This is a genomic window from Cellulosimicrobium sp. So1_17, assembly GCF_055181235.1.
On sequence record NZ_CM143702.1, the window covers coordinates 3,360,756 to 3,384,073 of the forward strand.

Sequence of the window (23,318 nt, forward strand, 5' to 3'; positions counted from 1 at the left end):
GCCAGAATCCAGGGAGCGTCATGCCCGCTCTTGCCGACGCGCTGCTCGCCAGCGCGACCGCCGGTCCCCTCGTCCACCAGTCGCTCATCGACTTCGACCTCGCCGCCCTCGGCCGCAACTTCTGGGGCCTCACCATCGAGGGCCTCACGTACGGCGCGATCTACGCGCTCGTCGCCGTCGGCTACACGCTCGTCTACGGCGTGCTGCGGCTCATCAACTTCGCCCACTCCGAGGTCTTCATGCTCGGGATGTTCGGGCAGTACGCGACCCTCCTGCTGCTCGGCTTCTACCCGAGCGGCGACGCGTACGACAAGGGCATCGCGCTCACCGTGCTCTACCTCGGGATCGCGATGCTCGGCGGCATGCTCGTCGCGGGCGGCACGGCCGTCGGGCTCGAGCGCGTCGCGTACCGACCTCTGCGCAAGCGCGGCGCACCCTCGCTCGTGTTCCTCATCACGGCGATCGGCATGTCGTTCATCCTCCAGGAGTTCGTGCACTTCGTGCTGCCGAAGCTCACGGGCGGCACGCTCGGCGGCGTCAACGCGGAGCAGCCCATCCGGCTCGTGCAGCCGGAGGTGCAGTTCACCATCGGCGGCGCTCCCGTCACGAACATCACGCTGGTGATCATCCTGTCCGCGCTCGTCCTCGCGCTGGCGACGGACATGTTCATCAACCGGACGAAGTTCGGGCGCGGCATCCGCGCCGTCGCGCAGGACCCGGTCACCGCGACCCTCATGGGCGTCTCGCGCGAGCGCGTCATCATGCTGACGTTCCTCATCGGCGGCATCCTCGCGGGTGCCGCGGCGCTGCTCTACACGCTGCGCGTGCCGAACGGGATCATCTATTCCGGCGGGTTCATCCTCGGCATCAAGGCCTTCTGCGCCGCGGTGCTCGGCGGGATCGGCAACCTGCGCGGCGCGCTGCTCGGCGGTCTGATCCTGGGCGTCATGGAGAACTACGGCCAGGTCGTGTTCGGCACGGAGTGGCGCGACGTCGTCGCCTTCGCCCTGCTGATCATCGTCCTGATGTTCCGCCCGACGGGCATCCTCGGGGAGTCGCTGGGGAGGGCCCGCGCATGAGCACGTCGACACCAGCACCCCAGCCCGGCGGCGGCGCGCCGGTCCAGCTGCCGCCCGCCGGGCGCACGGCGACCAAGGACCGCCCGCACGGCGGCGTCGGGGACAGCTTCCGCCTCTGGTGGGACGCGCTCCCGCGCCCCGCCCAGTGGGCGGCGGGCGTCCCGTTCCTGATCTTCATCGCGCTCGTGCCGATCCTCAACATCCCCGTGCTGACCACGGTGGGCACGAACTTCGGCGGCGTCATGGCGCAGTTCGGCATGATCGCGCTCATCGCGATCGGCCTGAACGTCGTCGTCGGCCAGGCGGGCCTGCTCGACCTCGGGTACGTCGGCTTCTACGCGATCGGCGCGTACACCGTCGCGATCCTCACGAGCCCGGACAGCCCGTGGAACCAGACGGACGAGTGGCTCGCGACCGAGTGGGCCTGGCTCGCCGCGCTCCCGATCGCCGTCGCGATCACGGCGATCTCCGGACTGATCCTCGGGTCGCCGACCCTGCGCCTGCGCGGGGACTACCTCGCGATCGTCACGCTCGGGTTCGGCGAGATCGTGCGCCTGCTCGCCGACAACCTCGACGAGCTGACGGGTGGTGGCCAGGGCCTGCGCGGCGTGGCCTACCCCCGGCTCGGCGTCACGGAGGACCTGCCCAACGGCGTCTTCTCCGCGGGCAACGCGAGCGGCACGCTCAACTCGGGCGTGTGGTGGTACTGGGTGAGCCTCGTCTTCATCGTCATCTCGCTGCTCTTCGTCGGGAACCTCGAGCGGTCGCGCGTCGGCCGCGCCTGGGTCGCGATCCGTGAGGACGAGGACGCGGCGGAGATCATGGGCGTCCCCACGTTCCGCTTCAAGCTGTGGGCGTTCATCATCGGCGCGTCGATCGGCGGCGTCGCGGGTGCGCTCTACGCGGGACAGGTCCAGTTCGTCATCCCGACGAACTTCAACGTCATCAACTCCGTGCTCTTCCTCTGCGCCGTCGTGCTCGGTGGCCAGGGCAACAAGCTCGGCGTCATCCTCGGCGCGTTCATCATCGTGTACCTGCCGAACTTCTTCCTCGGCAGGACCGAGATCTTCGGCATCCCGATCAACGGCAACGAGATCGCGAGCTACCGGTACCTGTTCTTCGGCATCGCGCTCGTGGTGCTGATGATCTTCCGGCCGCAGGGCCTGATCCCCGTCCGGCAGAAGCTGCTCACCTACGGCCGCGAGCTCTACGTCGCGGCACGCCGGCTGGCCCGTTCCGGGAACGGAGCCGGCGGCGCGGCACGCCCGGGCGCTCCGGCGCCCGCAGCGGCGTCGGGCACCGGTGGCACGACGAGCGGCACGGTGAGCGGCACGGCGACCACGAGCGGGGAGGAGACCCGATGAGCACCCACGACCCGGGCGGCATCGGGGCCGGTGGCGAGCACGGCGACGAGCACCTCGCCGCCTCCGGCCGCGCCGACTCCACCCGCCCCGACACGTACATGCCGGGCGCGGTCCTGGACGAGCCGGTCATCGTCGACGTCGAGTCCGTGCGACCCGAGCTGGCGGACCCCGAGCTCGTCGACGCGATGGTCGCGCCGGACCGCGCCGTCCAGGCGAAGATCGGCGAGCCGCTCCTGCAGATGGAGCACGTCACCGTCCAGTTCGGCGGCCTCGTCGCGCTCGACGACGTGACGTTCGACATCCGGCGCGGGGAGATCCTCGGTCTCATCGGCCCGAACGGCGCGGGCAAGACGACGGCGTTCAACGCGATGACGGGCGTGTACCGGCCCACCAAGGGCCAGGTCGTGTTCGACGGCGCTCCCCTCGGCGCGCTCAAGCGGTACCAGATCACGCAGCGCGGCATCGCCCGGACGTTCCAGAACATCCGGCTGTTCAACGAGATGACGGCGCTGGAGAACGTCGTGGTGGGCACGGACGCGCGGCACCGCACGTCGGTGCCGGGCGCGCTGTTCCGCTCACCGCGGCACCGCCGCGAGGAGCGTGACGCGATCGACCGCGGCATGGCGCTCCTCGAGTTCGTCGGGGTCGGCGGCCGGGCGACGGAGAAGGCGCGCAACCTCTCCTACGGCGACCAGCGCCGTCTGGAGATCGCCCGCGCGCTCGCCACGGAGCCGAAGCTGCTGTGCCTCGACGAGCCTGCGGCGGGCTTCAACCCGGCGGAGAAGGAGGCCCTCATGGACCTCATCCGCCACATCCGCGACGACGGCTACACGGTGCTGCTCATCGAGCACGACATGCGCCTCGTACGCGGTGTCACGGACCGGATCGTCGTGCTCGAGTTCGGCCGGGTCATCGCGGACGGCACTCCCGACGAGGTGACGAGCGACCCGAAGGTCATCGCCGCCTACCTGGGGGTCCCGGACGAGGAGCTGGTCGGGGACGCCGCCACCACGGACGAAGGAGGCAGCGGCGATGCCACTGCTTGAGCTGCAGGACGTGACCGTCGCCTACGGGCGCATCGAGGCGGTCCGGGGGATCTCCATCACGGTGGAGGAGGGCGAGCTCGTCACGCTCATCGGCGCGAACGGCGCCGGGAAGACCACGACGATGCGCGCGATCTCGGGCATCCGGCCGGTCGCGCGCGGGCGGATCATCTTCGACGGCAAGGACATCACGCGCATGAAGGCGCACCTGCGCGTGCTCGAAGGCATCGTCCAGGCGCCGGAGGGTCGGGGCATCTTCCCGGGCATGACGGTGATCGAGAACCTCGAGATGGGCGCGTACTCCCGCACCTTCGCCACCAAGGCCGAGCACGACGAGACCCTCGACCGGGTGTTCGAGCTGTTCCCGCGCCTCGCTGAGCGCAAGGACCAGGTGGGTGGCACGATGTCCGGCGGCGAGCAGCAGATGCTCGCCATCGGGCGCGCCCTCATGGCGCGCCCGCGGCTGATGCTCCTCGACGAGCCGTCGATGGGCCTCGCCCCGATGGTGATCCAGCAGATCTTCCGGATCATCTCGGAGATCAACGCCCTGGGCACGACCGTCCTCCTCGTGGAGCAGAACGCCCAGCAGGCGCTCTCGCGGTCCCACCGCGCGTACGTCCTGGAGACGGGTGAGGTCGTCCGCACCGGCGGCGGCAAGGAGCTCCTTGCGGACTCGAGCATCAAGGAGGCGTACCTGGGCGTCGCCTGACGTCCGCGAGCGACGCCGAGCGCGCCTACCATCGTCTCGTGCCCCTGCGACGCCGCGCGGCCGCTGCCGACCGCCACACGTTCGAGCTCGTCGACGACGGGTTCGACGACGAGCCCGAGCTGGACGGGCCGTCGTCCGCCGGGTCTGCGGGACGCGTCCACTGGACAGGTGGGGCCGGCCCCGGCGTCCGGGCGCACGAAGACGTCGACGCAGGCGCGATCCTCGACGGTCTCGCCGGAGACGACGGCAGGCGCTTCGGCGACGGCACGGGCGACGACGGCCCGGACGGCGACGGAGCGGACGGACACGGCCCGGACGGCGACGGCCCGGACGGCGACGGACCGGACGGCGACGGCCCGGACGGACACGGCCCGGACGGTGAGGCCGCGGAGCCGACGCCCCGGTCGCCCCGGCGCCGCCGTGCGGTCGTGGGCACCGCAGCGGCCGTCGTGCTCGTGCTCGGCGGGATGACGGCGGTCGACGCGGTCACGCAGCACGTGCAGACGGCGCGACTGCGCGACGCGCCCGGAGGTCTCGCACCGATCGGCGACGCGCCGCGCGTCGCGTGGGAGCTCGACATCGAGCTCGCCGGTCAGCCGCTCGGTGTGATGCCGGGTGCGCTCGTCGCGAACGACGGGAACGACGTCGTCGGGTACGACCTCGACTCGGGCCAGGAGGCATGGCGGACGACGTTCGACGGGCCGACCTCGTGCGGCACGCTCGCCCAGTGGTACTCCGCGGTCTCCGTGGACGTCGAGGAGTCGTCGACGTGCGTGCCGTCCTTCGACGTCGCGGTCTCCGTGGCGAGCCCGGCTGAGGACTGGGACCCGGTGCCCGTCGCGGTGCTCGCCGCTGACGGCACGATCGAGGCGGCCCGGGAGCTCGGCCCGCCCTCCGGGCCGGTCGACGGCGCAGGTCCCGGTGAGGTCCGCTGGATCCGCCCGTCCGCGGGCCCCGACGGGACGCTGCTCTGGGTCGGCCGCATCGGTCCGGCGGCGGAGCAGCAGGGCGAGAGGGTGCCTGTCGACGAGTCCACCGGGTTCGTCCCGGTCTCCGGGGACCCGCCCGACGTCGCGCTCGCGCTCCAGGACGTGGCGAGCGGCGACCTCCGGTGGAGCGCGGTGGTCCCCGCCAGGATGCGTGACGAGGCGTCGTACGAGTGCGCCCAGTGGGGTGTCTCGGAGGGCAGCGGCGAGGAGGTCGCGACGGTCGACCTCGACCAGGCGTGGGGCTTCGGCACCCACCGTGCGGTGCACGTGCAGGGCTGCGGCGTCACGGCGTCGTTCACCGCCGACGGCGTGCGCACCGACGACCCGGCCGTCGTCGGGGACGTCACCTTCGCGCACGGCGACGGCTACCTGCGGGACCCGTCCGGCGGCTCGGTGATGTACGGCGGCTCGGGCCTGTACGACGAGTCGGGAGATCCGCTGCGGTCGGCGCTCCTCGCGGCCGACGGGTCGGTCGCCTGGGAGGCGCCGGGCCTGCTCGTGCCGCCGCTCGCGACCGACGGCCGGTCGGAGCTGCGCTTCGTCAAGACGGGTCTGACGATCGCCGCGTTCGACGGGTCGGGCGCCGAGCTGTGGGAGCCGGACACCGCGGGCACGCCCGAGCAGGTCCTCGTCGCGACGGCCGACGCCGTCCTCGTGTCGGTGCGGGGCGCGCTCGCGGCCCTCGACCCCGCGACGGGGCGGACCCGGTGGAGCGTCGAGCCGTCAGGGCTCGGCGGGTCGGGCTTCTCGTCGGGCTCGGTGATGCAGGCGTTCACCGACGGTCGTACCGCGCTCCTCGTCCTGAGCACGGCTGCGCCGGCGGCGGCTCTCGTCGCGATCGACCTCACCGACGGCCGGGTGCTGTGGACCGAGGAGGGCTTGCCCGACGCGTGGTCGTACCTCAGCGTCGAGGGGCGCCTCGTGTCCGTCGGCGAGCGCACGGTCGCACTGCTCCGCTGAGCGTCGCTCCGCTGAGCGTCGTCGAGGCGCGGTCACTCGTGCGTCACCAGCAGGCGGCTCCCGGGTTCCCCGGTGACGTGCCAGGCCGTCGTCCGGCCGGTGAGGTCCGTCGAGCCGAAGCGTCCCGCCGGGGACCACGTGGAGACGACCGGCCCGGGGCGCAGTCGTGCGTCGTCGGCGGCCCACAGCGCCTCGAGCTCGAGCTCGGCCGCGGTGTCCCCGGCGTCGGCGCGGACGACGAGGCGCGCGACGCGGTCGGTCAGCGCGGCGTCCCGGGGGTCGACCGGGGACCGGAAGAACCGCGACGTTCCCCACGCGTCCCACAGGAGCAGCTCGGTCCGCATCCGGTGGGCGAGGTCGCCGAGCACGTAGCGCTGCACGATCGTCGGCCCGCCGAGCTCCGGGAGGCCGGGCGCGACGCCGTAGGCGGCAAGGTCCGTGCGGCCCTCGCGGTACGCGAGCCAGGCCTCCGCGGCGGTCTCGAAGGGTGCGCCCTCGCCCGTGGCGAGGTCGTGGACGTCGAACGCGCGCGAGCCGGCGGCCAGCTCGGGGTCGAACCGGACCCACCGCCCGGGCTCCCAGCGTTCCGCGACCACGTGGTCGGTGCGGAAGCCCTCGTCGAGGTAGCCGGCGAACCCGAGGCGCGTGCGCGCCGGGATCCCGTGCTCGCGCAGGATCGCCACCGCGAGCAGCGCGTGGTCGCGGCAGCAGCCGCCGACCTGCTGGGCGGGGTCGCGCGGGTCGGTGAGCGCGCGGCCGGGAGCGCGCCGGGTCGCGGTGTCGAGGATGGTCTCGACCCAGCGTCCGTCGACGTCGGCGAGCTGGTCGGGCGTGGGCGGGGTCGCCCCGGCCCGGTAGTGCACGACGGCGGCCGTGACCGCCGCGTGCAGGCTCGCCGGGTCGGTGGGGACGGCGTCGAGCAGGGTCGCGTGCGGCCCGGGGTCGGAGTACGGGCTGTGGGTGGCGTAGTCGGCGAGGTTCATGACGACACGGTGCGGTCTGCCCCTGGGGCAGGGTCAACCGGGACGACGACCTCGGCGACGAGCGCGTCGTCGTCGGTCGACCACGGCACCGGGTAGACCTCGCGCGTCGGGCCCGCGGGCCCCCCGCGCTCGCGGGCCGCCGCGAGGACCGCACCGCTGTACGCGAGGATCTGCGGGTACCGGCAGTCGACCGCCGGCACGGGGACGACCAGCTCGGTGCGCGCGGGCTCGACGCGCAGGGCGACGCCTTCCGCCGGGTCGACCGTCCCCTCGTACGGGACGCACGTCTCGATCCGGCCGGGCGCCGCCGCTCCCGGCGGCTCGTGGTAGACGACCCAGTGCTCCGAGCCCCACGTCGCGCGCTGCGCGTCGAGGTGCGCACGGATGCCGAGCACGTCCGCGGTGAACCGCGGGACGAGGCCTTCCTGGTCGACGAGCGCTGCGACGGTCGCGACCTTGCGCGCGGGGCAGCGGCGCTCGCGCACCGTGCCGGGTGTTCGCGCCGGTGCCGGCTCCGGCAGCGCGCCGATCTGCCGAGCGGCGGCGTGGAGGGTGTCGCGGCGCGCCAGGAGCTCGGCCTGGTGCGCGGACCACCACGCGAGGAGGACGTCGCGCGCACGGTCGGGGCCGGCGTCGAGCACGTCCGCGATCGTGGCGAGCGGCATGTCGAGGCGGCGCAGCAGCGCGATCGAGCGACCTCGAGCGACCTGCGCGGCGGCGTACGCGCGGTACCCGGTACGCGGGTCGACGCGCACGGGGGCGAGGAGCCCGTTCGCGTCGTAGAGGCGCAAGGCCTTCGGGGACAGGCCCGACGCGCGGGCCATGGCGCCGCTCGTCAGCTCGCCCGCCGCGGGGCTCGGGTGCGCGGCGCTCCGGTCCGTGTGCACGGGCCCGAGCGTACGGCGCGGGGCTGGACGAGCGGCGCCGGACGAGCGGCGCCGGTCAGGCCGTGGCCGGCGCGTACGGCAGCACGGTCCGGACCAGCGCCAGGCGGTGCTCCGCCTCGCGGACCAGCTCGTCCGGGTCGGCCGCGCCGGCGACGGACCACACGGCGGCGGCGTCGACCGTCGGCCAGGCGGCTGCCGGGACGGGTCCCGACGGCCCGACGAGGCGTCCGAGCACGTCCTGCCGCAGCGCCTCGACGGACGCCGCGGCCTGGATGTCGTCCATGGCGGGCAGGGTCGCGAGGACGGCGAACCGGTCGCCGTCGACGCGGCCGGCCTCGCACCCGCCGGGCACCGCCGCGGCGAGCCGGGCGGCGACCTCGACGAGCACGGCGTCCCCGGCCTCCTGGCCGAAGCGGGCGTTGATCGCGGCCATGCCGTGCACGTCGAGCAGCAGGAGCACGACGCGCGTCCCGCCGCGCGCGACGAGGCGGCAGCGCCGGGTGAGCGAGTGCCACGTGGTGCCGCGCGTGGACAGGCCCGTCAGCGCGTCGTGCGACGACCGCTCGGCGAGCGTCCCGACGAGGGAACGCATGAGGTCGGCCGTGCTCGCGCTGCGCCAGGTCGACCCGGCGACGAGGACGTCGTCGTACCGGTGCTCCCCGGGGCGCTCCATGGCGAGGGTCGCGACCTCGGAGATCGACGCGTCCGGGCGCACCGCGAGCGGCGACCAGTCCGTGACGCTCTCGGTGGGTCGGCGCTCCAGCACGGCCCGGCCGTACCCGAGACGACCGGTGAGCGCCCCGGTGATGCCGGCCCGGGTCACGATGCCGGTGCGGTGGCCCCCCGCGTCGTCGTGCACGACGACGCACGCGACGTCGGCGGGGCGGAAGATCACCTCGAGCTGCCCGACGGGCATCGACGAGCCGACGGCGAGCACGGGGCGCGCGAGCTCCGCGACGACCCCGACCCGGTGCGCGCGCGGGCGGACGGCGACGTGCTGGGCCAGCTCGGCGAGGGTGTCGTGCACACCGGAAGTGTGGCGTCGCCGCGACCCGGGGAGGAAGGTCCGGGTCGAGTGTTCCGGCACTGTTCAGCGCGAGGACACCGACCGTTCGGCGGGGCGTCGCCGGCGCCCGGCGGGACGTCGCCCGGGCGGGCTGCGGCCCCCCGGGACGAGCGCCGACCACTACCCTGGCCAGATGTCCGACGACGTCATCGCGCCCTCGTCCACCCCCGCCGCCCGACCTGGCACCCGACCTGGCACCGCCCCCGTCACGCCCCCGGCCGCGGCACCCGTCGCTCCTCGCCGCCCGACGTCGCGCACCCACCACGGGGAGACGACCACCGACGACTACGAGTGGCTGCGCGACAAGGAGTCGCCGGAGGTGGTCGCGCACCTGGAGGCCGAGAACGCGTGGACCGAGCGTGAGCTCGCCCACCTCGCGCCCCTGCGCGGGCGGATCTTCGAGGAGATCAAGGGGCGCACGCGCGAGACGGACCTGTCCGTCCCCGTGCGCCAGGGTGACCACTGGTACTACGCGCGGACGGTCGAGGGGCACCAGTACCCGGTGCACGCGCGCGCCCCGATCGACGCGACGCTCGGGAGCGACGCACCGTCGGCCTGGGTGCCGCCCGTGCTGGAGCCCGGGGTCCCCGTGCCCGGCGAACAGGTGCTGCTCGACGACAACGTGGAGGCCGACGGGCACGACTTCTTCTCGCTCGGCTCGTTCGACGTCTCGGTCGACGGTCGCCTCCTCGCGTACGCGGTCGACGTCGTGGGCGACGAGCGCTATGAGCTGCGCGTGCGGGACCTCACGACGGGGGAGGACCTGGCCGACGTCGTGCCGGGCACGTTCCCGGGCGCCGTCTTCTCCCCGGACGGCCGGTACGTGTTCTACCCGACCGTCGACGACGCGTGGCGCCCGTGGCGCGTGTGGCGCCACGAGGTCGGGACGCCGGCGACGCAGGACGTCGTGGTCCTCGAGGAGCCCGACGAGCGGTACTGGGTGGGCGTGGGGGTGTCGCGCTCGCAGCGGTTCGTCCAGATCGAGCTGGGTTCCAAGATCACGTCCGAGACGTGGCTGATCGACGCCGCCGACCCGGCGGGCGAGGCGCGCGTCGTCTGGCCCCGTCGCGAGGGCGTCGAGTACACGGTCGAGCACGCCGTCGTGCCGAGCACGTGGTTGTCGACGCCCGAGCACGGGGTCGGCGACCGGATCTCTCCGGATCCGGTGGGCGACCTCGTGCTCGGCGTGCCGACGACCGACGTGCTCCTCGTCCTCCACAACGACGGCGCGGAGAACTTCGAGCTCGCGGTCGTGGACGTCCCCGGCGCCACCACCGAGGCGGAGGCCGCCGCGACCGCCGCGACCGGGCCCGCCGGCGCGCGCGTCGTCGTGCCGCACGACCCGGCGACGCGGCTCGAGGGCGTCGACGCGTTCGCCGGCCACCTCGTGCTGTCCTACCGGCGCGACGCCCTCTCGCGCGTCGGCGTGATCGACCTGTCGGCGCAGACGGCGCCCCGCCCGGCCGGGCTGCCGACCCCCGTCCGCACGGGCGGAACCGCCGCTCCCGGCGTGCCGTGGCACGTGCACGAGGTGGAGTTCGACGAGCCGCTGTTCACCGCGGGTCTCGGGCCGAACCCCGAGTGGGACCAGCCGACGGTCCGCCTCTCCTCCACGAGCTTCGTCACGCCCGCGACGGTCTACGACCTGCGCGTCGGGACGGACGAGCTGACGCTGCTCAAGCGGCAGCCCGTGCTCGGCGGCTACGACCCCGCCGACTACGTGCAGCGCCGCGAGTGGGCGACCGCCGAGGACGGCACGCAGGTGCCGATCTCGCTCGTGTGGCGCAGGGACGCCCTCGGCCTGGACGCGACGGGGACGGGCGCGGAGCCGGCGCCGCTGCTGCTGTACGGCTACGGGTCGTACGAGATCAGCATCGACCCGGCGTTCTCGGTCTCCCGGCTGTCGCTGCTCGACCGGGGCGTCGTCTTCGCCGTCGCGCACGTGCGCGGCGGGGGAGAGCTGGGTCGCACCTGGTACGACGACGGCAAGATGCTCGCCAAGACCAACACGTTCACCGACTTCGTCGCCGTGGCCCGGCACCTCGTCGAGACGGGCTGGACGAGCCCGCAGCAGATGGTCGCGCAGGGCGGCTCGGCCGGCGGGCTGCTCATGGGTGCGGTCACCAACCTCGCGCCCGAGCTGTTCGCCGGCGTCCTCGCCCAGGTGCCGTTCGTCGACGCGCTGACCTCGATCCTCGACCCGTCGCTCCCGCTGACCGTCGTCGAGTGGGACGAGTGGGGCGACCCCCTGCACGACCCCGAGGTCTACCGCTACATGCGCTCGTACACGCCGTACGAGAACGTGCCCGACGACGCGTCCCGCTTCCCGCGGATCCTCGCCGTCACGAGCCTCAACGACACGCGCGTGCTGTACGTCGAGCCCGCGAAGTGGGTCGCGCGGCTGCGCGCGGCCGGCGCCCCGGCCCTGCTGCGCATCGAGATGAACGCCGGCCACGGCGGGGTGTCCGGGCGGTACGACTCGTGGCGAGAGGTCGCCTACGAGGACGCGTGGGTGCTCGACGTGCTCGGCCGCGCGGGCGGCGACGGGGCGGCATGACCGAGGACGAGCGCCCGCCGGGCACCGCGCGGCTGCTGCTGCGCCCGCTGGGCTACCTGGCGATCGGGTGCGTGTGGCTCGCGATCGGGCTGTTCCTGCTCGGGGCCTACGCCGGGCTCGGCGTCGCGCAGGTGCTATGGGGCCCCGACGTCGGGCCGATCTGGGAGATCGACGGTGAACCGATGGCCTGGGGTGCGGCGGCGCTCGTGGTCGTGCTCCTGGCCCCGATCACGGGGCCCGCGGCGTGGTACCTCGGGTGCGCGTCGTGGCCGCTCGCCGCGCTGTCGTCCGTCTACGTCCTGCGTGCGGTGCGGCCTTCCTACCGGGGGGAGGAGCTGTCGTTCACGTCCTACGCCGCGCCCGGGACGACGCTCGGACCGCCGACCGCGACGAACGTCTCGCTGTCGCTCCAGCCGGTGCGCCGCTCCGGCGTGACGGACGTGCTCATGCGGTTCTACGTCTGCGGGTGGCAGCCGGACGTGCGGGACGTCGCCGCCACCCTGCCCGCCGGCTTCGGCTGGGCGGCCGCGACCGTCGCCGCCTCCCCGTTCCTCGCGCCGGGCGTCCGGGCGCTGCTCGTCGCGGTCGCGCTCGTGCTCTACGGGGCGACGGCCGTGCTGCTGCGGCGCCGGTGGGTCTGGCGTTTCCACCGCGAACGTCCGCGCCCGGGACGCCGCGAGCGGACGGTGGCGCAGCTCGACGGCAGCGGCGGGCCCGTCCTCCGCGACGGGCCGCGTGTCGTGCGGTCGAGGCCGCAGTCCGCGGCGCACCGCGAGCACGTCGAGGTGGAGCGTGCGCGGGCCCGGCAGGAGACGGAGCCGCTCACCGCACTCACGAGCGACGCGATCGGCGAGCGACGCGAGCGGGCTCTCCGGGCTCGCGAGCGGAGGCTGCGAGAGCAGGGCCGGGCGGACGGGTAGGCCGACGAGCGCTGACCGTGCGGCCGCCGCTCGTCCCGGCACCGGGACCGGCGCGGTGGCGGGGAGAGGTCCCCGTGGACAACGGCGCGACGCTGAGTACGCTCGCGCGCATGTCGACCTACAGCTCCTGGCGCTCGGACCACGGCAACATGCAGGCACTCTCCGAGGAGCTGGAGGCGCAGGCGGCGATGGCGCGCTCGCGCGAGGCGTCGCTCAACCGACGCCTGCGGTCGCTCGAGGGCGACCTGTCGAGCCGCGTGGAGGTCCTCCAGCGCCTCGTCAACGCCCTGATCGAGCTCGGCGAGGTGCGCGAGGAGCTCGCGCTCTTCACGCCCGCGCGCCGCGCGCGCGACGCCGCCCGCGCCCTCGTGCGCGCCGTCGTCTCGGGCGAGGGCGACGTGTCCTACCTGCGGCGCTCGCCGGACCTCGCCGACGTGCACGGGTACTGGCTCGTGCCGGCGGCGCTCGCCGTCGCCGACGTGCGCGAGGGGCGCCTCGACGACGACGCGGCGCAGGAGGCCCTCGTCCGCGACCGTCGGCGCGCGGCCGTCTTCCTCGTGGGGGTGTGCGCGCTCGTCGGGCACCCTGGCCTCGCCGAGCCCTGGCTGTCGTCGGTCCTCCACGCGCCGGCCGTGCCCGACGCGGGCTGGGGCAGCGCGACCGACCTCTCGGCGCCCGACCCCGACGAGGGGGCGGTCGAGGAACCCGTCACGGTCGCCGAGCGGGCGCTGTGGCTGGCCGCCGCGGCAGGCCTGCTCGGTCCCGCGGGCGCGGAGAGCGTGCGCGACGCGCTCGCGCAGCGCGTCGGGCTGCTCGACGCCGGTGCGCGCGACCGCTTGCGCGGCGCGCTCCTCGCCGAGGCGCCCGCCCTCGGCGGGGGCGGCGACTCCTGGGGGAGCCCGTCGGGCGCTCGCGACGAGCTGGCGGTCCTGCGCGCGTGGGCGGCGTGGGCACGTGCGGCCGCCGGCGGGCAGGGTGACGGTGCCCCGTCCGAGGCCGCGCGCGCGGCCGTGCGGTCCGTGGTCTCCTCGGTCGTCGACGAGGGGGCGCCGGTCGAGCGCGACCTCCTCGGACGGGCCGAGATGCTCAGCGAGCGCGTCGGCCGGGCGCCGGGCGAGGAGCAGGAGTGGTCGGCGCCGGGCGAGAGCCTCGTCGACCTCCTCGCCGCGGACGCGCGCGGCGACGACCCGGACCGTGCGCGGCTCGTCGCGCCGCTCGTCGCCGAGGACCTCAGGGCCGCCGCGCACGACCTCGCCGCGCGGCTCGCGGCCGAGCCCGCGCCGTCGCGGACGCTGCGGCTCGCCGGCCGGTCCGTCACCGTCACGCCCACGGACGACGGCGCGCGCCTCGCCACGACGGCACGCGCGGAGCTCGTCGCTCGACCGGTCGACGGGATCTCGTGGCCGGTCGTCGGAGGCCTGGCCGCCGTGGCCGTCGTCGCGCTCGTGCTGGCGGTCGTGGTGGCGCCTGCCTGGTGGCTCGTCGTGGCGCTCGTCGGGGCGGTCACGGGGTACCAGGCGGTCGGCGGCGCGCGTCGCGCACGCGACCAGCGCGAGCACGTCCGCCGTCAGCTCGAGCTGTTCGACGCCGAGATCGTGCGCGCGCGGCAGGACGTGGCCGACGACGCGGAGCGGGCAGGGACCCGGCGCGAGGCGGTCGCCGAGGTCGTCGTCGAGCTCGACCGGGCGCTCGACGGGGTCCGTGCCTGACGGCCGTCCAAGGTCGTCGGGCAGCCGTCGTCGGGACCTCCGAGGGGCGGTTCGAACAGGGCTTCGAACGCTGGGTGAACTGTCGATGAACACTGGTCGAAGAATCCACAGGATGGTCGAGACCGCTCCCGGTGCGACCCCACCATGGAGTACGTGACCGAGACGCTCCTGCTGGTGCTCGTCGTCGTGACGGCTCTCGCCTTCGACTTCACCAACGGTTTCCACGACACGGGCAACGCGATGGCCACCTCCATCGCCACACGCGCCCTCAAGCCCAAGACCGCCGTCGCGCTGTCGGCCGTCCTCAACCTCGTCGGCGCGTTCCTGTCGCTCGCCGTCGCCGCGACCATCGCCAAGGGCCTGGTCGACGCGAACGTCATCACGCTCGAGGTGGTGCTCGCCGGTCTGGTGGGCGGCATCACCTGGAACCTGCTGACGTGGCTGCTCGGCCTGCCGTCGAGCTCGTCGCACGCCCTCATCGGCGGCGTCGTCGGGTCGGTGCTCGCGGCCGTCGGGACGTCGGGCGTCATCTGGACCGGCGTCGCCGCGAAGGTGCTGATCCCCGCGCTGCTCGCGCCGCTCGTCGCGATCGGCGTCGCGAGCGTCGGTACGTGGCTCGTCGCGCGGCTCACCCGCGACGTCCCCGAGGACACGAGCAACCGCGCGTTCCGCTGGGGCCAGGTCGGCTCCGCGTCGCTCGTCTCGCTCGCGCACGGCACCAACGACGCGCAGAAGTCGATGGGCATCATCCTGCTCGCGCTGATCGCGGGCGGCGCCGTCCCGGCCGACTCCGGGGTCCCGTTCTGGGTCATCCTGTCCTGCGCCCTCTTCATGGCGCTCGGCACCTACCTCGGCGGCTGGCGGATCATCCGCACCCTCGGCAAGGGCCTCGTCGAGATCGACTCCCGGCAGGGCATGGCCGCCGAGACGTCGTCCGCCGCGGTCATCCTCATGTCGGGCTTCTTCGGCTTCTCGCTCTCGACGACGCACGTCGCGACCGGCTCGATCCTCGGCTCGGGCGTCGGCATGCCGGGCGCGAAGGTCCGCTGGGGCCTCGCGGGCCGCATGCTCGCCGCGTGGGGGCTGACGCTCCCCGCCGCGGGTGTGGTCGGCGCGGTGTGCTACTGGATCCAGGCGGGGATCGGCGGCGTGCTCGGCACCGCGGTCGTGTTCGGCATCCTCGTCGCGACGGCCGTCGCGATCTGGGTGGCGTCGCGCCGCAAGCCGGTCGACCACAACAACGTGAACGACGACTGGGAGGCCGCCGAGCCCGAGCCCGTCGAGCCCGTGCTGGCCGACGTCGCCGCGACCCCGGCCGTCGTGGCCACCGACGCCCCGGTCCCGTCGACCACCGAGCCGCAGGGCGCGCGACAGCGCGCCGGCGTCTGAGAGGAACCCCCGTGTCCGAGTTCATCGAGATCGACTCGCTGCTCAAGGTCGTCGTCGCCGGCCTGATCGTCGGCGCCGGGCTGCCCGCGCTGTTCGCGCTGGGCGTCCGGCTCGCCGCCGGCCGGACCACCCCGGCCGCCGTGGACGCCGACGGCGTGCACATGACGCCGTCGGGCGAGGTCGTGACGGTCGCGCGCCCGTCGACCGTGCGCATCATCGCGGCGGGCGTGTGCTTCCTGGTCGTCGTGCTCGCCATCGCCGGGGGGATCGTCTTCCTCGCCAACGGCGGTCACTGACACCTCAGCGCAGGCGCTCCTTCGCGCCGAGCACCCGCTCGACGGCCGCGTCGACCTTCGCCGCGAACGCCGGGTCGCCCGAGGCACGCTCCGCGAGCGCGTCGGCCATCTCCGCCACGACGGACGGGTCCGCCGACGCGAGGACCATGTCGCCGCCGGCCTCGATCGTCAGGACGGCGCGCTCGGCCGGCGACCAGGCCTGCACCTGGGCCGCCGCCGAGACGTCGTCGGTGATCACGACGCCGTCGAAGCCGAGGTCTCCCCGCAGCATCCCGTCCACGACCACGGGCGAGAACGCCGCCGGGCGGCCCGGGTCGATCTGCGTGTACACGGCGGTCGACATCATGACGAACGCCGCGCCGGCCTCGATGCCCGACGCGAAGACCGCGACGGACGGGTCGTCGCGCGTCGTGACGTCGTCCGTGACACCCGCGTCCGTGTCGGTGTTCGCGGAGACGCGCCCGAGCCCGGGGAAGTGCTTGATCGTCACGTCGACGCCCGAGGCCTCCATGCCCGCGCTGAACGCGTTCGCGTGCGACGTGACGGAGTCCGGGGTGAACCCGTAGGCCCGGTCGAAGTACCCGATCGGGGGGTTCTGCGCCGCCGACTGCTCGGGCACGAGGTCCATGACCGGGGCGAGGTTGAGGTTGACGCCCGCGGCGGCGAGCTCCGACCCCCACGTCGTCGCCTGGTCCTGCAGCGCGGCCGGCCCGAGGCGCGACTGGTCGAGCGCCGTCGGGATCTGCGAGAACCCGGGCCCGCGCAGCACCTGCACGTTCCCGCCCTCCTGGTCGGTCGCGACGAACAGCGGCGCACCCTGCGTGGTCTCCGTCGACACGAGCGCCGTGAACCCGGCGACGAGGTCCAGCGTCGCGGCCTTCCCGGCCTGCGACCGCCCCGCGAGGAACACGTTCCCCACGTGGTGCTGGGCGACGGCGTCGTAGCTCACCTGCTGCGGCGAGCGCACGTCGACCCCGACCATGAGGAGCTGGCCCACCTTCTGCTCGAGCGTCCAGCCGGCGAGCGGGTCCGGGGCGGGCGTCGTGGGCGTGGGCGGGGTGGCCGAGGGCGCGGGCTCGCCGGTGCTCGTGGCACCGGGCGTCGGGGGCGACGCGACGGTGGCCGGTCGCAGCACGTACCAGACCACGGCGGCGATCGCCGCCGCCGTCGCGACCACGGCCACGACGACCCAGACGGTTCGGGCCCTGCTCGCCACGCGACCACCTCCGCCTGCCACCGTAGTGGGACGCGGTGTCCCTCAGCTGCCCGTCAGCTGTCCGTCAGTCGTGACCGGCGAGGGTCGCGAGGGCCTTCGCCCACAGGGCGTGCGCTCGCTCGGCGCGGTCCGCCGTCTCGATGTTCTCCTCGAGGACGCGCACCTGCGTGCCGGCGTCGTCGGGCTCGAGCGTGATGGTGATGTCGTGGTAGTTCTCCGGGGTGTCGGGGAGCTCCATGGTGGGCGAGAAGTGGGTGAACCGGAGCAGGCGCGGGCGCTCGACCGCGACGACCTCTCCCCAGTCGGCGAACTCCCTGCCCATGTAGTGACCCTCGAACGTCACGGGGCTGCCCGGCTGGTAGTCCGTCTCGACGTTCATGCCGAGCATCCACCGCGCGCCGGGATGGACCATCTGGGACCACACCACCTCGGGCGGGCGAGCGACGTGGATCTCGGCGGTGGTGGAGTGGGGGGACATGCGAACCTCCTGAGACGTGCGTGAAGCAGGGCCGTGGGGCAGGGCCTGGGAGCGACCGTAGACCGTCCGGGCGCACGCGGCAGCCCGGGCGGTGGTGGGCGGACCCGATCGAGCCTGGGTAGGTTCGTCGCGTGACCCGACTCGTGCTCCTCCACGGCCGCGACAACCAGGGCCTCGACGCGGAGGACCTCGAGCGGACGTGGCGCACGGTCCTGTCCGCGGGGCTCGCGGCAGCGGGCCGGCCGCGGCACGTGACCGACGACGACGCCTCCTTCGTCTACTACGGCGACACCCTCGCCGCGCTCGTCCGGGGTGACGGCACGCCTCCGCCCGTCACCGTGCACGCCGTGTCCGGCTCGCGGTGGGACCGGATCGACCTGGACCGACGCGCGGTCGCCGACCTGCCGGAGGACGAGCTGCGGTTCCTCGAGTCCGTCGCGTCCGAGGTGCTGCGCGCCGCGGGGGTGGGCGAGGCCCAGGTCGCGGTGGACGCGCGCGAGGGCGGTGCACCGACACCCCCGCTCGGTGCCGCGAGGGGTGCCCTGGGCAGTCTCGGGGAGCTGGGCGGCTGGGTCAACGCGCTGCTGTCCGCGCTCGACGCGTACGTCCCCGGGCTGAGCAGCGGCGTCCTCGTGCTGCTCGTGCGTGACGTCTGGGCGTACCTGCACGACGCGGACGTCCGGCGGGTGATCGACGACGCCGTCGCGGCCGCGGTGCCGACCGACGAGCCGGCGGTGGTCGTCGGGCACTCGTTCGGGTCGGTCGTCGCGTACTCGGTGCTGCGCGAGCACCCCGACGCGCGACGCTGGGACGTGCCGCTGCTCCTCACGCTCGGGGCCCCGCTCGCCGTCCGCGCGACCCGGGACGCCCTCGCCGCGCGGGCGCCGCTGCGCGTGCCCGCCGAGGTGGACCGGTGGGTCGCGGTCCGTGACCGGCGCGACCCGCTCGCGTTCCACGGCCTGGGCCCCGCCGTGTTCCCGCTCGCGCCGGGGTCGCCGCCGATCGAGGAGCTCGAGGTGGAGAACGACGCCCCGGGCCGCCACGCCGCCGCCGTCCTGCTCGACGACGGCCGCCTCCCCGCGGGATACCTCGCCCTCCCCGAGGTGGCGCGCCTCCTGCCGAGGTAATACCCCGGTTCCGCGAGGTAGCACCGTGGTTCCGCGAGGTAGTACCGCGGTCTCAACCGCGGTACTACCTCGCGCTGCTGCGGTACTACCTCGCGAGGGCGGCGCGGACGTCCGCGACGAACGCGTCCACGTCGGCGGCGGTGGTGTCCCACGCGCACATCCAGCGCACCTCGACGCGGTCGGGCGTCTCGCCCGCGCCCCAGTCGTAGAACCGGTGCCGCTCGCGCAGGGCCGCCACCACGGCGCGCGGCAGGGTCGCGAACACCGCGTTCGCCTCGGTGGGCTGCGTGAAGACGATGCCCGACGCCGCGGGCCGGGTTCCGCCGTCGGGCGCCGGCGCCGGGACGTCGGGGTGCGCGACGTCCGCCGGCGAGAGGTCTGCGAGGCCGGCACGCAGCCTCGCGGCCATCGCGTTCGCGGCCCGGGCGTTGCGCACCCACAGCTCGTCGGCGGCGGCCATCTCGTCGACGTCCGCGACCGGGTCGCCGACGGGCTCGAAGAGCGCCAGGAGCTGCGCCGAGACGTACCGCATCTTCGAGGCGAGCTGCATCGTCGCCTTCCGGACGAACTCCACGCCGTCGACGGCCGAGGGGTCGAGCACGACCACGGCCTCGCCCAGCGCGAGGCCGTTCTTCGTGCCGCCGAAGGACAGCACGTCCACGCCGGCGTCGGTCGTGAGCGCGCGCAGCGGGACGTCGAGCGCCACGGCGGCGTTCGCGAGGCGCGAGCCGTCGAGGTGCACGCGCATCCCGCGCGCGTGCGCGGCGTCCGAGATCTCGCGGAGCTCCTGCGGCGTGTAGACCGTGCCGAGCTCGGTGGCCTGCGTGACCGACACGACGAGCGGCTGGGCGCGGTGGGGGTCGCCGAGGTCGGCCGCGAACCGGTCGACGGCCTCGGGCGTCAGCCTCCCGTCGGGGGCGGGCACGGTGAGGACCTTGATCCCGCCGACCCGCTCGGGGGCGCCGTTCTCGTCCGTGTTCAGGTGCGCGTGCTCGGTCGCGACCACGGCGCCCCACCGGGGCAGCATCGACATCAGGGCGATGACGTTGGCGCCCGTGCCGGTGAGCACCGGATAGGCGGTCGCCTCCGCGCCGAACCGGGCGCGCACCACCTCCTGCAACCGTGCCGTCCACGGGTCCTCGCCGTAGGAGACCTCGTGCCCGGCGCTCGCGGCGGCCAGCGCGGCGAGGACGTCGGGATGGGCGGGGGCGTAGTTGTCTGACGCGAACGAGCTCACGGGCACAGCCTAGGCATGCGGCGCGCGAGCGGCCCCGTCCGGGCCTACCGTCGGGAGGGACGCCGACGTCGGCGTCGCACTCGACGCTGGAGGTGCGCGATGACCACGATCCCCGACCCGGGCTCGGTGCCGGACGACCCGAACTTCACCGGTCTGCCGCGCGACGAGCGGGACACGTTCGCGAACCAGGCCGAGCCCACGGACCCCGCGGGACCGGCCGAGCCGACCGGTCCGGTCGACCCCGGCGGTCCCGTCGAGCCCGGAGGTCCGGTCGAGCCGGTGCGGCCGGCCGAGCCCGTGGTGGAGCCCCCGAAGTCTCCCGGGCCGCCTGCCGACCCCTCGGCGCCCCCGCACGAGCCGGTGCCGGGCGAGCCGGTCCCCGGCGAGCCGCGCCCGAGCGACCCCGTACCGGACGACCCGGGCTGGCCGTCCTCGCCCGGCCCGCCCGTCGGCCCCGACGAGCCGACGCACGGCTGACGTCTCGACGACGGCCACGACGCCCCGCCCGGGCAGGACCCGGGCGGGGCGTCGCGCGTCACGGTGCCGTGCGTCGGCTCACAGGAGCCGACGCGCCTCCGGGTGCGTCACGCGCAGCCAGCGGAAGCCGTACCCGTCGAGGCGCACCTCGGCCGTCCCGTCCGGCGCCGGCTCGACGTCGTCGTGGTCCAGCAGGTCGACGAGCCGGGCGCCCTCGGGCAGCTCGCCGAGGGAGAGCGGCACGACGGCGGGGTCCGGCGACAGGTTGTGCAGCGTGACCATCGACGCGTCCTGCCACGTCGTGCGCAGCGCGAGCACCGAGGGCTCCGGCTGGTCGAGGACGACGGCGTCGCCCCACCCGAGCTCGGGGCACTCCCGGTAGCGGTGCGCGAGCAGGCGCACGAAGGTCAGGAGCGAGTCGGGGTCGCGCCGCTGGTCGGCGACGTTGACGTGCTCGGGTGCGTAGCCGTCGTCGGGCAGGGGCGCGGCGAGCCGGCGCGCGGGCGCGCGCGAGAACCCGCCGTTGTGCTGCGACGTCCACTGCATGGGGGTGCGCACGGCGAGCCGACCCGGGACGTCGAGGTTCTCGCCCATCCCGATCTCCTCGCCGTAGAACAGCACGGGCGTCCCGGGGAGCGCGAAGAGCAGCGAGTAGACCATCCGCAGCCGCCGCGGGTCCCCGCCCAGCATGGGCGGCAGCCGACGGCGCAGCCCTCGCCCGTAGAGCTGCATGTCCTCCTCGGGGCCGAACGCCGCGAAGACCTCCTGGCGCTCGTCCTCGCTGAGCTTGTCCAGGGTGAGCTCGTCGTGGTTGCGCACGAACGTCGCCCACTGGGTGTCGTGCGGGATGGGCGGTCGTGCCCGCAGCGACGCGGCGAGCGGGCCGGCGTCGTGGCGCGCGAAGGCCAGGTACATGGCCTGCATGGCGTTGAAGTCGAACTGCATCGTCAGCTCGGAGCTCGTCGTGCCTCCGGGGTCGCCGTCCGCCGGGTTCCCGTCGCCGAAGAAGCGCGCCTGGTCCGGGTAGGGCAGGTTGACCTCGCCCATGAGGATCGCGTCGCCGGAGCGGCGGCCGAGGAACGCGCGCAGCACGCGGAGCATGTCGTGCGGGTCGTCGATCTCGTCGTCGGGGTTCGCGGCCGCGTCGGTCAGGGCGAACGGGACGGCGTCGACGCGGAAGCCCGAGATCCCCAGCTCGAGCCAGAAGCCGATCGTCTTGGCGATGGCCTCGCGGACCTTCGGGTTCGCCGTGTTGAGGTCCGGCTGGTGCCGGTAGAACCGGTGCCGGTACCACTCGCCGGTCTTCTCCTCGAGGGTCCAGATGCCGTCCTCCTGGTCGGGGAAGACGACCTGGTCCTTCGTGGACGGCGGCTCCTCGGAGCGCCACACGTAGAAGTCGCGGAACGGGTCGTCGGTCGAGCGGCGCGCGCTGCGGAACCAGGGGTGGCGGTCCGAGGTGTGGTTGATGACGAGGTCGACGATGACGCGGATGCCGCGGTCCCGCGCGGTGCGGACCAGCTCGACGACGTCGCCCATGTCGCCCAGGCGCGGGTCGACGCCGAGGAAGTCGGTGATGTCGTAGCCGTCGTCGCGCTCTGCGGTCGGGTAGAACGGCATGAGCCACAGGCACGTCACGCCGAGGTCGGCGAGGTGGTCGATGCGCTGCACGAGGCCGGGGAAGTCCCCGATGCCGTCGTCGTTCCAGTCCATGAACGTCTCGACGTCGAGGCAGTAGACGACGGCGTTCTTCCACCACAGGTCGCCGGTGTCGCGGATGTTCATGCGGCACCTCCGGCCGTCGTCGAGGCGGCGGCCTCGCGGATCCGGGGCAGCAGCACCTCGCCCGCGGCGTCGAGGAACGCGTCCTGCTCCTGGCCGACGTGGTGCAGGTAGACCGCGTCGAAACCGCACGCGGTCATCTCGGCGACGCGGTCGGCGAGGCGCTGGGCGTCGTGCTCCACGAGGACGGTCCCGCGGACCTCCTCGGGCCGCACGAGGTCCGCGACGGCGTCGAACTGCTCGGGCGTCTCGAGGTGCCAGTTGACGCTCGGCGGCAGGAGGTTCGAGCGCCACTGGTCGTGCGCGACGGCGAACGCGGCCTCGTCGTCCTCGCCCCACGCGACGTGCACCTGCAGGGCCAGCTCGCCGCGGCCGCCGGCGTCGCGGTACTCGCCGACGACGCGGCGCAGCGACTCCACGGGCTGGTTCACGGTGACGAGGCCGTCGGCCCAGTCGGCGTGGCGGCGCGCGGTCCGCGGAGTGACCGCCGCGCCGACGAGCCGCGGGGCGACGTCGGGCAGCGACCACACGCGCGCCCGGTCCACGGTGACGTGCCCGTGGTGCGTGACCTCCTCGCCCGCGAGCAGCGCCCGCATGACGTCGGCGCACTCGCGCAGCCGCTCGTCGCGCTCCGCCTTCGTGGGCCAGCGGTCGCCCGTGACGTGCTCGTTCATGGCCTCGCCGGAGCCCAGCGCGGCCCAGAACCGGCCGGGGAACATGGAGCCGAGGGTCGCGATCGCCTGCGCGAGGATCACCGGGTGGTAGCGCTGGCCCGGTGCGGTGACGACGCCGAACGGCAGGTCGGTCGTCGCGAGCGCGGCGCCGAGCCACGACCACGCGAAGCCGGACTCGCCCTGCCGCTCGCTCCACGGCGCGAGGTGGTCGGAGCACATCGCCGCGTCGAAGCCCACGTCCTGCGCACGCCGGGCGGCGGCGAGGAGGGGGCCGGGCGGGATCTGCTCGTGGGAGGAGTGGAATCCGAGGGTGACCATGGCGCCCAGTGAACCCAGAGTCGCGCCGGCCCGCGCGTCGAGGGCGGTTTGGGTGGAGGGC

20 protein-coding genes are annotated in these 23,318 nt (G+C 74.5%); 12 read left to right on the forward strand and 8 right to left on the reverse strand.

Annotated elements, in window-relative coordinates:
* Positions 1-20 precede the first annotated feature (20 nt).
* Genes ACZCLJ_RS14850 through ACZCLJ_RS14870 form a run of 5 tightly spaced genes read left to right on the forward strand, consistent with a single transcriptional unit; the run spans position 21 to position 6,144 of the window.
* Positions 21-1,079, forward strand: a complete 1,059-nt coding sequence (locus ACZCLJ_RS14850) for a branched-chain amino acid ABC transporter permease (protein ID WP_251149713.1) — start codon at positions 21-23, stop codon at positions 1,077-1,079.
* Positions 1,076-2,443 carry a branched-chain amino acid ABC transporter permease gene (locus tag ACZCLJ_RS14855; protein WP_463104279.1) on the forward strand — a complete coding sequence of 456 codons (1,368 nt, stop codon included), beginning with the start codon at positions 1,076-1,078 and terminating at the stop codon, positions 2,441-2,443. The genes ACZCLJ_RS14850 and ACZCLJ_RS14855 overlap by 4 nt, the downstream gene beginning before the upstream one ends.
* Positions 2,440-3,489, forward strand: a complete 1,050-nt coding sequence (locus ACZCLJ_RS14860) for an ABC transporter ATP-binding protein (protein ID WP_463104280.1) — start codon at positions 2,440-2,442, stop codon at positions 3,487-3,489. The genes ACZCLJ_RS14855 and ACZCLJ_RS14860 overlap by 4 nt, the downstream gene beginning before the upstream one ends.
* A complete protein-coding gene (locus ACZCLJ_RS14865; protein WP_463104281.1) occupies positions 3,476-4,195 on the forward strand; it encodes an ABC transporter ATP-binding protein in 720 nt (239 codons plus the stop codon). The genes ACZCLJ_RS14860 and ACZCLJ_RS14865 overlap by 14 nt, the downstream gene beginning before the upstream one ends.
* A 38-nt stretch (positions 4,196-4,233) precedes the next feature.
* Positions 4,234-6,144 (forward strand): outer membrane protein assembly factor BamB family protein, encoded by a 1,911-nt coding sequence (locus ACZCLJ_RS14870; RefSeq protein ID WP_463104282.1) that lies wholly within the window; start codon positions 4,234-4,236, stop codon positions 6,142-6,144.
* 32 nt (positions 6,145-6,176) lie between these two features.
* On the opposite strand, the gene ACZCLJ_RS14875 is transcribed toward ACZCLJ_RS14870, so the two are convergent.
* Genes ACZCLJ_RS14875 through ACZCLJ_RS14885 form a run of 3 tightly spaced genes read right to left on the reverse strand, consistent with a single transcriptional unit; the run spans position 6,177 to position 9,041 of the window.
* The gene (locus ACZCLJ_RS14875; protein ID WP_463104283.1) at positions 6,177-7,127 is read right to left on the reverse strand and encodes a transglutaminase-like domain-containing protein; all 951 of its coding nucleotides are present in this window, start codon (positions 7,125-7,127) and stop codon (positions 6,177-6,179) included.
* The gene (locus tag ACZCLJ_RS14880; RefSeq protein ID WP_463104284.1) at positions 7,124-8,014 is read right to left on the reverse strand and encodes a MerR family transcriptional regulator; all 891 of its coding nucleotides are present in this window, start codon (positions 8,012-8,014) and stop codon (positions 7,124-7,126) included. The genes ACZCLJ_RS14875 and ACZCLJ_RS14880 overlap by 4 nt, the downstream gene beginning before the upstream one ends.
* 55 nt (positions 8,015-8,069) lie before the next feature.
* Positions 8,070-9,041: a GGDEF domain-containing protein gene (locus ACZCLJ_RS14885; RefSeq protein ID WP_251149719.1), complete on the reverse strand. Its 972-nt coding sequence runs from the start codon at positions 9,039-9,041 to the stop codon at positions 8,070-8,072.
* A 172-nt stretch (positions 9,042-9,213) separates the two neighbouring features.
* Here ACZCLJ_RS14885 and ACZCLJ_RS14890 point away from each other — a divergent pair, with 172 nt between their 5' ends.
* The 5 genes from ACZCLJ_RS14890 to ACZCLJ_RS14910 all read left to right on the forward strand — a co-directional run bounded on the left by ACZCLJ_RS14890 (position 9,214) and on the right by ACZCLJ_RS14910 (position 15,951).
* The gene (locus tag ACZCLJ_RS14890) at positions 9,214-11,637 is read left to right on the forward strand and encodes a S9 family peptidase (RefSeq protein WP_463104285.1); all 2,424 of its coding nucleotides are present in this window, start codon (positions 9,214-9,216) and stop codon (positions 11,635-11,637) included.
* On the forward strand, positions 11,634-12,557 hold the full coding sequence (locus tag ACZCLJ_RS14895; protein WP_463104286.1) for a hypothetical protein: 924 nt from the start codon (positions 11,634-11,636) through the stop codon (positions 12,555-12,557). The genes ACZCLJ_RS14890 and ACZCLJ_RS14895 overlap by 4 nt, the downstream gene beginning before the upstream one ends.
* 110 nt (positions 12,558-12,667) lie before the next feature.
* Positions 12,668-14,266 carry a hypothetical protein gene (locus ACZCLJ_RS14900; protein ID WP_463104287.1) on the forward strand — a complete coding sequence of 533 codons (1,599 nt, stop codon included), beginning with the start codon at positions 12,668-12,670 and terminating at the stop codon, positions 14,264-14,266.
* Between the two features lie 144 nt (positions 14,267-14,410).
* On the forward strand, positions 14,411-15,655 hold the full coding sequence (locus tag ACZCLJ_RS14905; protein ID WP_463104288.1) for an anion permease: 1,245 nt from the start codon (positions 14,411-14,413) through the stop codon (positions 15,653-15,655).
* Positions 15,656-15,666: 11 nt separating this feature from the next.
* Complete coding sequence (locus ACZCLJ_RS14910; protein ID WP_251149724.1) at positions 15,667-15,951, forward strand: hypothetical protein; 285 nt, start codon at positions 15,667-15,669, stop codon at positions 15,949-15,951.
* 4 nt (positions 15,952-15,955) lie between these two features.
* Here the strand turns inward: ACZCLJ_RS14910 and ACZCLJ_RS14915 are convergent, their stop codons facing one another.
* Both ACZCLJ_RS14915 and ACZCLJ_RS14920 read right to left on the reverse strand, forming a co-directional pair.
* Positions 15,956-17,167: a glycoside hydrolase family 3 N-terminal domain-containing protein gene (locus tag ACZCLJ_RS14915; protein ID WP_463104289.1), complete on the reverse strand. Its 1,212-nt coding sequence runs from the start codon at positions 17,165-17,167 to the stop codon at positions 15,956-15,958.
* 64 nt (positions 17,168-17,231) lie between these two features.
* Positions 17,232-17,645, reverse strand: a complete 414-nt coding sequence (locus ACZCLJ_RS14920; protein WP_463104290.1) for an SRPBCC family protein — start codon at positions 17,643-17,645, stop codon at positions 17,232-17,234.
* A 131-nt stretch (positions 17,646-17,776) separates the two neighbouring features.
* Here ACZCLJ_RS14920 and ACZCLJ_RS14925 point away from each other — a divergent pair, with 131 nt between their 5' ends.
* Positions 17,777-18,772 carry a hypothetical protein gene (locus ACZCLJ_RS14925; RefSeq protein ID WP_463104291.1) on the forward strand — a complete coding sequence of 332 codons (996 nt, stop codon included), beginning with the start codon at positions 17,777-17,779 and terminating at the stop codon, positions 18,770-18,772.
* A gap of 85 nt (positions 18,773-18,857) precedes the next feature.
* On the opposite strand, the gene ACZCLJ_RS14930 is transcribed toward ACZCLJ_RS14925, so the two are convergent.
* A complete protein-coding gene (locus tag ACZCLJ_RS14930) occupies positions 18,858-20,009 on the reverse strand; it encodes a threonine aldolase family protein (RefSeq protein ID WP_463104292.1) in 1,152 nt (383 codons plus the stop codon).
* Positions 20,010-20,108: 99 nt separating this feature from the next.
* Here ACZCLJ_RS14930 and ACZCLJ_RS14935 point away from each other — a divergent pair, with 99 nt between their 5' ends.
* On the forward strand, positions 20,109-20,486 hold the full coding sequence (locus tag ACZCLJ_RS14935) for a hypothetical protein (RefSeq protein ID WP_463104293.1): 378 nt from the start codon (positions 20,109-20,111) through the stop codon (positions 20,484-20,486).
* A gap of 78 nt (positions 20,487-20,564) precedes the next feature.
* Here the strand turns inward: ACZCLJ_RS14935 and ACZCLJ_RS14940 are convergent, their stop codons facing one another.
* Complete coding sequence (locus ACZCLJ_RS14940) at positions 20,565-22,268, reverse strand: alpha-amylase family protein (RefSeq protein WP_463104294.1); 1,704 nt, start codon at positions 22,266-22,268, stop codon at positions 20,565-20,567.
* On the reverse strand, positions 22,265-23,257 hold the full coding sequence (locus ACZCLJ_RS14945) for a TIGR03885 family FMN-dependent LLM class oxidoreductase (RefSeq protein WP_251149731.1): 993 nt from the start codon (positions 23,255-23,257) through the stop codon (positions 22,265-22,267). The genes ACZCLJ_RS14940 and ACZCLJ_RS14945 overlap by 4 nt, the downstream gene beginning before the upstream one ends.
* Between the last annotated feature and the right edge of the window lie 61 nt (positions 23,258-23,318).